This is a genomic window from Shewanella sp. 1CM18E (assembly GCF_023161665.1).
In the GTDB taxonomy this organism is placed as follows: domain Bacteria; phylum Pseudomonadota; class Gammaproteobacteria; order Enterobacterales; family Shewanellaceae; genus Shewanella.
This window is the reverse complement of sequence record NZ_JALNTW010000013.1, coordinates 30,007-42,187: the sequence shown is the minus strand read 5'-3', so window position 1 is coordinate 42,187 and position 12,181 is coordinate 30,007. Positions and strand designations below refer to the sequence as shown.

Here is a 12,181-nt window from a genome sequence, read left to right as displayed (position 1 = left end):
ACTCTGACCAACTAGGGTTTAGCATGACAACGACCTTTCTCATTCTTGGTGCACTTATTATTGTCGCGCTGACAGCTTATGCGACCTACCTCGTTATTCAAGTTCGTAAACAACAGCAACGCAAAATAGAACTACAACAACAGCAAGCTGCCGCCGCCAAAGCAAAGTCAGACGAACTACTCGACAATATCCGTTACATTGCCACAGCCATGCTAGACGGACGTTGTGAATTGTCAGAAGGCGTGATGCGAATAGCCAAACTGTTTCAACTCGTCGGTATGGCAGAGCTGGTAGAGAAACAATATCCAGCAACGTTTGCCCATTTCGAAATAATCAAAGCGCATCCCATCAAAGAACAACGTAAAAGTTTGGATAAACAGCAACGGATGAAACTCGATTTTGCCCGCATGCGCTCAGAAGGTGAATTAGAGTCACAAATTCTCGAAGAAGCTAAACTTTTGAGTGAATTTACGCCAAGCTCACTACACTAATAGTAGTGACAGCAGAAGTCTGCGCTGAAAACTGATGCAATCTAGGTCGCAGATATGACCTATTTTGCTTATATTGGGTGAGTCTGTGCACAAATTCCTCTAAAGACCACAGACAGACACCTTATTTTCAGCGATATTCAGTCATACTTTGCTACCCATATTAAATTTTTACAACATGGATCAAGGTTATTCAACAAATAACCATGCATACTTCACATGTTGCTAAACTATACGCCGGAGGACACGCCTTGAAGCAGCCCACCCCAATTAGTTGGGATCAGTCAATGATCGAAAAGTACAATTATAGCGGTCCACGTTATACTTCTTATCCGACGGCCTTGGAATTCGATGACTCGTTTACCGAGGAAAAATTGCTGACCTCTATTAAGAACAGCAAGAGTGACAAGCTTTCTCTTTATATCCATATTCCTTTCTGCGCCAAGCTTTGCTACTACTGTGGCTGCAATAAAGTTATCACTCGCCACCAGCATAAAGCTGATCAGTATATTGAGTACCTAGCGGCAGAAATCGTTAAACGCGCACCACTGTTTAAAGATTATTTAGTAACCCAAATTCACTGGGGTGGCGGTACACCGACATTCCTAACACCTGAGCAAATCCTAACCCTATCTGCATTGGTTAAAGCTAACTTTAACGTTGCAGAGGTAGGTGAATACTCAATTGAAGTTGATCCTCGTGAAATCGAGCTTTCAATGCTAGACACCCTAAAAGAAGCCGGCTTTAACCGTATCTCTATTGGTGTGCAAGACTTCAATAAAAAGGTGCAGATTGCAGTAAACCGCGAGCAAGACGAGCAGTTTATTTTTGACCTAATGGCGCGTGCTAAAGAACTAGGCTTTGTTTCAACTAACATCGACCTAATCTACGGCCTACCGCACCAAACGCCTGAAACGTTTGCAGAAACTATGCAGCGCGTATTGGACTTAAACCCAGATCGTCTATCTGTGTTTAACTACGCTCACCTGCCATCTCGTTTTGCTGCGCAGCGTAAGATTAAAGATGAAGACTTAGCATCGCCACAGCAAAAACTCGATATGTTACACCAAACAATCGAAACGCTAACTGGCGCAGGTTACCAATACATTGGTATGGACCACTTTGCTAAGCCAGATGACGAACTGTCAATCTTGCAAAACGAAGGTCGCCTACACCGTAACTTCCAAGGTTACACCACTCAAGAAGAGTGTGACCTACTTGGTCTTGGTGTGTCATCAATCAGCCAAATCGGCGATTGCTACGCACAAAACCAAAAAGATGTACGCCCATACTTCGAGTCAATCGATGCTAATGGCCACGCACTATGGAAAGGTTGTAGCTTAAACCGTGACGATGAAATTCGCCGCGTAGTGATTAAGCAGCTAATCTGTCACTTCGACCTAGATATGGCGAAGATTGAAGAAAAGCTAAACATCAACTTTGAAGAGTACTTCGCAGAAGATCTTAAATTACTGCAAACTTTCATCGATGATAAGCTAGTCGACATTACAGACCGTAAGATCACTATCAGCCCAACTGGCCGTTTATTGATCCGTAACATCTGTATCTGTTTCGACGTTTACTACCGTGAGAAAGCAAGACAACAACAGTTCTCTCGCGTTATCTAATCAAATTGATTAGCAAAAAAACCGGCATTAGCCGGTTTTTTTTATGTCTGGAGGTTACCAAGCCGCCCCAAACCTAGCTAAATCTTTAATTACAATTGTATACACTTTGACCGTGATATTTTCAGGCCACCACGGCATAATCAGCCTAATAACTAAAACAATAATGGATGATTCATGTATAAATACCTGCTCCCTACCTTACTTGTCGCCAGCCTTAGCGCTTGCCAAACACCTAGCACGCCAACAAGCGCTGCCGAAACCACAGCTAATACCACTCAAGCAGCAACTAACGCACAACTGCAAACCGCTATCGACAACGCATGGCAAATTTCACTCGATGCCAGCCCTGGGTTTGCTTATTCAATGGGCGACAAGTCTCAAGCAGGACAACTACAGGACTTATCACCGCAAGCGTTAGCGGCCTTAGATCAGCGTAGGCAAGTATTACTCGCGCAAATCAAACAGATTGACCGCAGCAACCTTAATAAAAACGATAAAATTAACGCACAAATCCTGCAAGACCAAGTTCAAAACCAAGTCGACCAATACCGCTATCATGATCACTACATGCCACTGTCAGCCGAAAGTGGTTTCCATGCTTATATCGCCTCAATAAGCAAAGGTCGTTTCAATAAAGTTGAAGACTATCAAAACTATATTAAGCAACTGCAAGCCCTGCCGAACTACTTCAACCAGCAAACTTACTGGTTAAAACAAGGTATTGCAGCTGGGATCACCCCGTCTAAAGTTACCTTACAAGGTTTTGAAACCAGTATTAGCGCCTTTATCGTGCCAGTTGAAGACAGTGGCTACTTTGCCCCCTTTACCGAATACCCAAGCCATTTTACTGACGCCGAAAAAGCACAATTAACCCAACAAGGGCGTGAGTTGGTAGCCAACACGGTATTACCAACCTACCAAGCTTTCTTGGAGTTTATGACCACCGAGTACATACCGAATACCCGTGAAAGCATCGCCTCTTATGATCTCCCCGATGGTGAGGCTTTTTATGAAAACCGCGTGCGTTACTACACCACACTCGATATGACTTCAGATGAAGTGCACCAACTTGGCTTACAAGAAGTTAAACGCATTCGCGCTGAGATGCAGCAAATCATCGAGCAAGTCGGTTTTGAAGGTAGCTTTGCTGAATTCCTACACTTTTTACGTACTGACCCACAGTTTTATCCTAAAACCGCAGAAGAATTACTCAAAGAAGCGGCTTATATCGCTAAAAAAGCCGATGCCATGCTGCCAAAGTATTTTGGTAAGTTACCGCGTCAGCCTTACGGTATCGAGCCTGTACCCGCTGAAATAGCACCTAAATACACCACCGGGCGTTACTCTGGCTCTAACCGAGATGACGAGCCAGGCTATTACTGGGTAAACACCTACGCACTCGACAAACGCCCACTCTACGAGATGGAAGCTTTGACGCTACATGAAGCTGTGCCCGGTCACCATCTACAAATCGCGCTCAACCAAGAGCTAACCGACTTACCCAACTTCCGCCGTTACAGCTATATATCGGCATTTGGTGAGGGCTGGGGTTTATACTCAGAATACTTAGGGCTCGAAGCCGGCTTCTACCAAGGCCCATACAGCAACTTTGGCCGCCTAACCTATGAGATGTGGCGTGCAGCGCGTCTAGTGGTAGATACAGGTATGCACGCCAAAGGCTGGAGCCGCCAACAAGCAATCGACTTTATGGCGAGTAACACCGCGCTTTCAATGCATAACGTCACTACCGAAATTGACCGTTATATCAATTGGCCAGGGCAAGCGCTGTCATACAAAATTGGTGAGTTAACGATTAAGCGTTTACGCGCACAAGCGGAAGCCGAATTGGGAGAGAACTTTGATATTCGCGCCTTCCACGATGCCATTCTCGCTAATGGCTCGGTGCCAATGTCGGTATTAGAGCAGCAGATCAATGATTTTATCGCAACGCAGAAAGCTGCGATCTAACGCAGACGAATTAACCCTGCTATACGGGTAATGATAAGGCCGCATTTGCGGCCTTGTTTAATGGGTTATTTTCAGACTTATGTTTCACTAGAGTCTGCCTGAGCAAGTTTGCTACACTGCGTGCAAGATCACTCAATAGAACCACTCCATGTCGATTGCCACTGAGCCTTATATGAACACCACTATTCCAGCTAACTTTTCATCGGAGCATCACCTTAACAGCCCTGAGCAGAAAGTTTTTTGGCAACAAGTCACGCAATCGAGCTTTAAAACCCGCGACGATATTACCCTTGCTTATGCGCGCATTACGCACCCAAATAGCATAGGTACAATCGTGATCAGCAGTGGTCGAGTTGAGTCCTACTTAAAATATAAAGAGCTGATGTTTGATTTGTATGAACAGGGCTACAGTTTATTTGCCATTGATCATCGTGGTCAGGGTTTATCTGCCCGAACAACGCAAAATCCTCATCAAGGACATATCGACAAGTTCCAGCGATATGTCGATGACTTTGCCGAATTTATAGACAAAGTTGTCAAACCGCTGCCAACAGAAAACTACTTTCTAGTAGGCCACTCTATGGGCGGAGCTATTGGTACGCTTTACCTAGATCAATACCCTAAGACGTTTAAAGCGGCCGTTTTTTCAGCGCCTATGTATGGCATCAAACTACCACTGACTAAAGGCTTTATTCGTGGCTTAGCTTCTTTGCTAGATAACCACAAAAAACCTAATTACATCTTAGGTGGCAAGGACTACCACGCCGCAGCATTCGATAAAAATGACCTCACCAACAGCAAGCTGCGCTATGAAGATTATCGTGAGCTTTATCAGCAAGTGCCGCAGCTACAACTCGGATCGCCTACTAATCACTGGTTAGTAGAGTCAATTGATGCAGCTGAGCAAGCAATACAAGCTGCCCGTAACAGCCAAATCCCGCTACTGATTTTACAAGCCGAAGAAGACACCATCGTTGATAACCGCGCACAAAAACGTGCAATTAACGGCTTATGCAAATTAATAAAAATCCCCTATGCCCGCCATGAGATCTTTATGGAGCGGGATAAGCCACGCAACCAAGCATTGAATGCATTACTGGCGTTTTTAGCTAAGGCTCAGTGATTAAGGCGACACAAAAAAGGATAGCACTTGGCTATCCTTTGTTATTTTTAGCTGCCTTTAACCTAACTGCCCAGCCACCATCAACTCACGAGTTTCAGGGATTTCATTATATGAAAGTACATGTAATCCACGAGCAAATGCCAAGGCATAACGCGCTAAAATAGGCCGTAACTGCGGTGATACCAACAACAACGGACTATGACCATGCTCTTTAGCTTGAGCTAACAGTTGCGGCATACGTTGTTGTAACTGGGCCAATAATTGCGGGTCAACCGGGAAGCTATCAAGCGAGCCTTTACCTTGCTGCTGCGACTGATTCAATGCAGTCATTAGAGTTTGCTCTAATTGCGGATCTAAAGTCATCACATTGAGCTTAGGTGTTGCACCAACAATAGAATGCAAAATAGAATTACGCAGCGCACAACGCACATCAGCCGCAAGTAATACCGGATCTTTACTGTTCTCGCTGCAATCAAGCAAAGTTGTGGCAATAGTACGGATATCTTTCAGCGATACCTGCTCTTTCAACAGTAAACGATACACCTTTAACTGCAAGATTGGGGTTAAAGCACTATTAAGCGATTCGGCCAATTTCGGGCTCTGCTTAGCTAAGCGGTCACTCAAAGATAGAACATCATCATGCTGCAGCATATCCGGTAAGCTTTCACGGATGAGCTTGCTCACATGGGTAGCAATAACGGTGGCATTATCAACCACCGAATAACCTAAGTTAAGCGCCTTAGCTTTATTGTCTTGCTCAATCCATACTGCATCCATTTGGTAAGCGGGCTCTTTAGTAATAATGCCATCTATTTCCCCAAATACTGGACCACTCTTAATCGCCATTAAGCGATCAGGATCTAACTCAGCTGTGACAACCGGATTACCCATCAAATTGATTTGATAAGCATTAGGCGCTAAAGAGAGATTGTCACGCACTCTCACTTCTGCCAATAAAAATCCCGCTTGCTCCGATAAAGTACGACGGATACCCGTTAGGCGCTTTTGCAACTCGGCACCTTTACTGCGCTCAACCAAATGCACTAAACGATAACCTAAACGCACTTCAATTAAATCCGTGTAAGGCAAGGCATCCCAACTTGGCGCTGATGGCTCAGTTAATGTTGTTTCTCTTTGCTGGGCAATTTCCGCGGCTGCAATTTGTGGTTCGCGTAGACTTTGCTTCCAAGCAACAAACCCTAACAAAGCAGCAAAAGATAGGAACACAAAAGTCGGCATACCCGGTACTATGCCTAAAATAAGCATGACAATTGCCGATGTAGCAAGTGTCTTAGGGTTAGCTAGTAACTGCTGACGCAGCTGCTCTGGCATCTCTTCAGCATCAGATACACGGGTAACAATAATAGCTGCAGCAGTCGCGAGTAATAACGACGGGATCTGCGCAACTAAGCCATCACCAATGGTGAGAAGTGCATAGGTCTTAAATGCTTCGCCAGCACTTAAGTCATGCATAAAGATACCTATCGCCAAGCCACCTAACATATTGATGGCTAAGATAAGAATGCCTGCAATGGCATCACCACGAACAAACTTAGAGGCACCATCCATTGAGCCGTAAAAGTCGGCTTCTCGAGCAACTTCTTGGCGACGAATTCTCGCTTGATCTTGAGTCAATACGCCGGCATTTAAGTCGGCATCAATCGCCATCTGTTTACCGGGTAAGGCATCCAAAGTAAAACGTGCCGAAACCTCAGATATACGCTCGCCACCCTTAGTGATCACCACAAAGTTGATGATCATTAGGATTAAAAAGATAACGCCACCAACCACATAGTTGCCGCCGATAACGACTTCACCAAAGGCTTGAATAACCTTACCAGCAGCATCGCCACCTTCATGGCCTTCTATCAATACCACACGAGTAGAAGCAACGTTTAGGGTGAGTCGCAACAAGGTTGCTAGTAGCAATACTGTTGGAAATACCGAAAACTCTAATGGCCGGCGAATCGACACACCAACCAGCAAAACCATTACAGCTAGAACAATGTTAAAGGTAAATAGAATGTCTAGTAGCCATGGTGGCAGAGGTAAAATAACCATGGCCAACACAGCCAGCAACATGATTGGAATACCAATATAGCTTGGGCTACCAGCAAAAACGCGCGAGAACCATTTCATTAATTCAAATAACCTTTAATCATGTTGTAAGTTTTTAGGAATAAAAAAGTGTGGCAATGGCTCAGGCTTAGCCTGAATACCTTGTCTTGCGGCCCGCAGTTGCATTACATACGTAAGTACATGGGCAATCGCAACAAATAGCCCAGCAGGGATCTGTTGTTCAACTTGAGTGGAGTAATAAATCGCGCGGGTTAGCGGTGGCAGCTCTATCACTTCAATGTCGTGACGCTTAGCAATATCACGCATATAAAGAGCTAACTCATCGGTGCCTTTCGCGACCACATAAGGTGCATCCGCTTTATCTAAATCATATTTAAGAGCCACAGCATAATGACTTGGGTTAACCAATAGCACATCGGCTTTAGGCACAGAGATATCAGCACGCGAGCGACTGATACGCTGCTGCATTTGACGAATCTTAGCTTTAATTTCTGGCTTGCCATCTTGCTGTTTGTGTTCGTCTTTCACCTCTTGCAGAGACATTCTCAATTCTTTGTGATGGCTCCAATATTGATACGGCACATCGATAAAAGTAATCAGCAACAAGCCTAAGCCTAGGTACAACATAGCCAAACTGAGCATATCAATGCCCTTTACTACTGCTTCATCCACTGGCAATTGGCTAATTGCCATCAAGTCTTGAAAGTTTTTCTGCAAAAAGAGCAACATAATGCCAATCAGCAATACTATTTTTAGAATTGATTTTACAAGCTCAACCAATGACTTAACTGATGCCATGCGCCCTAAGCCAGCAATAGGGTCAATGCGGCTATATTTGAAATTTGCATTATTAAAGCTAAAAATCAGCCCGCCAGGCATAGCTCCTGCCACCATGGCAACAATGGCCACCATTAAAAACAATGGTCCAAGAATATTAAGGATCTCCAATAAGGCATGTGCCATATGCCGCGCCATCATGCCAGGCTCATCTAACTGAGCCTTAGTAAACACCATATTGGTCCGCGTTAATTCAGCCATTCGAGCTGCAATCCAATCACTTGTTGTGGTGAGCATTAACGAACAGCCAATGATTAACGCTGATGCTGCCAGATCTTTAGAGCGCGGAACCTGTCCTTGTTCACGAGCTTTACGTAGTTTCTGCGGAGTCGCTTTTTCTGTTTTACTTTGGCCACTATCTTTATTGCTCATATCGCACCACCTATAAACTGGTACATGGCAGACAGGGCATCTAAACACAAATCGCTATAACGACTCGGCAAACCACTAAATGAGAAAAATACGCACAAAAGCCCCATCAACATAGACATAGGAAAGCCAAGGGCAAATACATTTAATGAGGGCGCGGCGCGGCTCAATACGCCAAAAGTGAGGTTAACGACTAACATCGCCAAGATAGCTGGCAGTGCTAACATGAATGCAGCGGCAAAGATCCAGGCAAATCGCGCAATAAGTCCCATAAGAGGCAACTCAAATACACCCATACCTATCGGCCACAGCTTAAAACTATCGACTAACACACCGATTGCAACTAAATGGCCATCGAGTGCCAAAAACAATAAAGTGCCATAAAGCATAAACCACAGGCCAAGAATGGGGTTGCTACCGCCACTTGAAGGGTCATTCATTACTGCCATCGACAAGCCCATTTGCATCGACATCATGGCGCCAAAAAGCGTCATCACATGGATCATAATCGACAGAAACAGTGCCAACATAAAGCCAATTAGTAGCTGCTCAACTGCTAGAATAAGCGCTTGAAAAGAAACGGCATCAACCTGTGGCACAGGTGGCAATAACGGGGCGATTAATGCAGAAATACTCATGGCTAATAGAATGCGTACCGTAGCCGGGATATAGTTATTGCCCAAAAAAGGCATAACCATAAATGCGCCCATAATTCGGCAAAATGGCCACCAAAAAGTGCCGATAAATGCACTAATTTGCACAGAGGTTAGCGACAGCAACGATTAACCCTTAGCCGATTAAATGTGGAATGTTCATAAACAAACGATCAAAGAAATCGCAGATTTTCATCAGTAACCACTCACCAGCAAAAACCACCATCAACAAGGTAATAACCAAGCGCGGTAAAAAGCTTAAGGTTTGCTCGTTAACTTGGGTCGCCGCCTGAAATACGGCAATAAACAATCCAACCAACAGGCCTGGTACAACCAAAACTCCAACCATTGCGACAACCAGAAATATCGCTTCGGCAAACATCGCTGTTAGTTCATTAATGTCCATAGCCTAAAGCCCTATTTCACAGCCAGTGTTAACAATATCGACTGAGCCAGATCATTGATGCACATTGCATTAAGCCCCAAAACTCATCAATAGACTGATCACAGCTGGCCAATCATTTAATGCCACCAAAGCCAGCATTACCGCACCAAGCAGCCAATACAGTGCATCAGAAAAAGAGTTATACAGCTGCAGGTATTCTTTGTCTGCTAGTCTCATAAACACATAAACTCCATGGATAAAAAGTTAGCCATAACTCGCGACTAGTGTACTTACGGTCATCGACCAACCATCGACAAGAACAAACACCATCAACTTAAATGGCAGCGAGATAATTAAAGGCGATAGCATCATCATACCCATAGACATCAGCACACTTGCCACGACCAGATCGATTACCAAGAAAGGTAAAAAAATCAAGAATCCAATCTGAAATGCTGTTTTTAATTCACTCAGAACAAAAGCAGGCATTAACACAAAGAAAGGGATTTCATCGGCGGTTAGCGTCAGCGGTTCATCGGCAATTTTTAGCATCTGCTCTAAATCGGTTTCTCGGGTTTGCGCTAACATAAACTGTCGTAATGGTATTTCGGCGCGAGCAACCGCTTCAGTTAACTCAATGTGGCCTAAGTCATAAGGCAGAAAAGCCTCATCGTAGATAGCTTGTCCGGTTGGACGCATGATAAAAATAGTCATCACCAAAGCGATACCAATCAGCACTTTATTTGGCGGACTCTGCTGTAAACCCAGCGCCTGACGCAAAATGGCTAGCACAACAATAATTCGAGTAAAGCTGGTTAACATCATTAGCAAGGCAGGTAGAAAACTCAGCACTGTCATTAGTGCCAAAATCTCTAATTTCACGTTTACAGCTTGGGTCTTATCACCATCAGCAAGTGAAAACAGCGTAAACCCATCGCCTGCATAAGCGGCTGAAGAAAAGCTTAACAATACAACCAGCAACACTCGCCACATAGTTAGTCAGCAGCTCCAGTTAAGCTTGTTGCCTCAACCTCAAGTAAACGCACGCCGTAACGACCATTAACTTCGACCACTTCGCCACGCCCAAGCAGAGCGCCGTTAACTCGAATATCCAGCGGCTCACCAACCATGCGGTCAAGGGCAACAACATCGCCCTCGCCCATTTGGGTTAACTCACCTAAAGACATTTCAACACTCGCTAACTCTAGAGTGACATGCACAGGAAGCTGTTGAAAAAAAGACATATCTTTTACAGGCTTAGCCGACACTTTAGCTTCACCAATAGCTGTATCAGCGAAAAAATCATCATCCAATAAAAAATCATCGTCTTGTAAAATGCTATTGTCAGCCATTGAATTGTTCCTCGTGTAAAAACAGTTCTTGAGTCAATTTAGCCACTAGCTGCCCTTCGTGGGTATGAACAGTGGCGTAAAAAAGTGGACGCTTGCCAACTGTAACTGGGCAGCGAGAATGTAAGTTCATTGGCAATACATCGCCAACAGCCAAACTTTGCAGCGAAGTAACAGGCATACTTTGACGCCCTAACTCCAACAAGGTTTTAACTGGGATCTGTTTGAGACGCTGAGCCAACTTATGCGCAAGTTCAGGATCAGCCTGATACTGGCTAGGCTGTTCAGCCATCAACTCCAGCAAATGCTCGGCCATATAAAACTTAATGGCAGGGCCAAAATGAGCCGCAGGAAAACTTAGCTCACAGCAAACAGGAGCTGTAATAGGGGTTTTACTCATCACCAGCTCCAACTCAAGCTTGCTGATGTCAATTTCAGTGATAGGCAATGTCGCAATTGCGGCCAACATAAGGCGCTTTACTAAGCGAAATTCAGACTGACTTGGCGATCTTAACGGCGATACCATAGTCGTTGAATAGCAACCGTAATAACTACTCGCGAGCTGGTCGAGTGTGCATTTGTCTATTGACCACCAACCTAATTCAACGCGGTTATAGCTTAATAAAAACCAGGCATGCTCCAACTCAGGTATTAAGGCTTGATGGTGAACACTCAGCGATACATTAGACAATGCATAGTGACCTTGACGGGTTATTGGCAGTAGTAACTCATTCACTACATCCATCATTGGCCGCTGACATGACTCTAATTGCAATAAAAGCCGACTACGCGCCAATTTTTCCTTAATTAATACTACGGGCCTAACCTTAATTCCCTTATTGGATTTAATTAAATTGGCTTTAGCGGTTGTCTTCATCATATTTCCCACAAAAATACAGCGTCAATAAATCGGCGTAACAACTAAAAAAGCTATTAAAATGACTAATGCCAAAATAGCGACTCAACAAAACTTAATTAAAAATAAGCCTAACAAAACTGAAAGCAAAATATAAACAAAAACATTTTTCGTCAATGATAAGTATTTAACGCAAATAACTAAACTCAAAGCGACAATTTAAATAAAAAACTGAAATTTTATTTAAAAAACTTACCGAAAAACACTTTAGCCAAAACAAAACAATCACTTACGGCATAACAAACATCTATGCCAAACCTTTATCTGGCGCAAAAACAACCAAGCGATATATGAAAATAAATTTTTAAGGTGATGGTTTTAAATCAGTTAAGGTATTACTGCAAGCGTTTATTACACGGCAAGCAAAACTAATTACTTAAAAATTG

12 protein-coding genes are annotated in these 12,181 nt (G+C 43.9%); 4 read left to right on the top strand and 8 right to left on the bottom strand.

Annotated features, from left to right (window positions below):
- The first annotated feature begins 23 nt into the window (after positions 1 to 23).
- The 4 genes from MSG37_RS15755 (at position 24) to MSG37_RS15740 (ending at position 5,207) form a co-directional block, all read left to right on the top strand.
- Entirely contained in the window at positions 24 to 491 is a 468-nt protein-coding gene (locus tag MSG37_RS15755; protein ID WP_248471607.1) for a DUF2489 domain-containing protein, read from the top strand.
- Between the two features lie 248 nt (positions 492 to 739).
- Positions 740 to 2,116: an oxygen-independent coproporphyrinogen III oxidase gene (gene hemN, locus MSG37_RS15750; protein WP_282446694.1), complete on the top strand. Its 1,377-nt coding sequence runs from the start codon at positions 740 to 742 to the stop codon at positions 2,114 to 2,116.
- Positions 2,117 to 2,290: 174 nt separating this feature from the next.
- Positions 2,291 to 4,084, top strand: coding sequence for a DUF885 domain-containing protein (locus MSG37_RS15745; RefSeq protein ID WP_248471605.1), 1,794 nt, complete (start codon positions 2,291 to 2,293; stop codon positions 4,082 to 4,084).
- Between the two features lie 148 nt (positions 4,085 to 4,232).
- A complete protein-coding gene (locus MSG37_RS15740) occupies positions 4,233 to 5,207 on the top strand; it encodes an alpha/beta fold hydrolase (RefSeq protein WP_248471604.1) in 975 nt (324 codons plus the stop codon).
- A 57-nt stretch (positions 5,208 to 5,264) separates the two neighbouring features.
- Here MSG37_RS15740 and flhA read toward each other — a convergent pair whose 3' ends face one another.
- From flhA to MSG37_RS15700, 8 genes are all read right to left on the bottom strand, one after another.
- Entirely contained in the window at positions 5,265 to 7,346 is a 2,082-nt protein-coding gene (gene flhA, locus MSG37_RS15735; protein ID WP_248471603.1) for a flagellar biosynthesis protein FlhA, read from the bottom strand.
- 15 nt (positions 7,347 to 7,361) lie between these two features.
- The gene (flhB, locus tag MSG37_RS15730) at positions 7,362 to 8,495 is read right to left on the bottom strand and encodes a flagellar biosynthesis protein FlhB (protein ID WP_248471602.1); all 1,134 of its coding nucleotides are present in this window, start codon (positions 8,493 to 8,495) and stop codon (positions 7,362 to 7,364) included.
- A complete protein-coding gene (gene fliR / locus MSG37_RS15725) occupies positions 8,492 to 9,271 on the bottom strand; it encodes a flagellar biosynthetic protein FliR (protein WP_248471601.1) in 780 nt (259 codons plus the stop codon). Before fliR ends, flhB begins: the two co-directional genes overlap by 4 nt.
- A 10-nt stretch (positions 9,272 to 9,281) precedes the next feature.
- A complete protein-coding gene (fliQ, locus tag MSG37_RS15720; RefSeq protein ID WP_248471600.1) occupies positions 9,282 to 9,551 on the bottom strand; it encodes a flagellar biosynthesis protein FliQ in 270 nt (89 codons plus the stop codon).
- 69 nt (positions 9,552 to 9,620) lie between these two features.
- The gene (locus tag MSG37_RS15715) at positions 9,621 to 9,767 is read right to left on the bottom strand and encodes a hypothetical protein (protein ID WP_248471599.1); all 147 of its coding nucleotides are present in this window, start codon (positions 9,765 to 9,767) and stop codon (positions 9,621 to 9,623) included.
- Positions 9,768 to 9,794: 27 nt separating this feature from the next.
- The gene (fliP, locus tag MSG37_RS15710; RefSeq protein WP_248471598.1) at positions 9,795 to 10,523 is read right to left on the bottom strand and encodes a flagellar type III secretion system pore protein FliP; all 729 of its coding nucleotides are present in this window, start codon (positions 10,521 to 10,523) and stop codon (positions 9,795 to 9,797) included.
- Positions 10,524 to 10,525: 2 nt separating this feature from the next.
- A complete protein-coding gene (gene fliN / locus MSG37_RS15705) occupies positions 10,526 to 10,882 on the bottom strand; it encodes a flagellar motor switch protein FliN (protein WP_248471597.1) in 357 nt (118 codons plus the stop codon).
- The gene (locus tag MSG37_RS15700) at positions 10,875 to 11,759 is read right to left on the bottom strand and encodes a flagellar motor switch protein FliM (protein ID WP_248471596.1); all 885 of its coding nucleotides are present in this window, start codon (positions 11,757 to 11,759) and stop codon (positions 10,875 to 10,877) included. Before MSG37_RS15700 ends, fliN begins: the two co-directional genes overlap by 8 nt.
- Positions 11,760 to 12,181 lie beyond the last annotated feature (422 nt).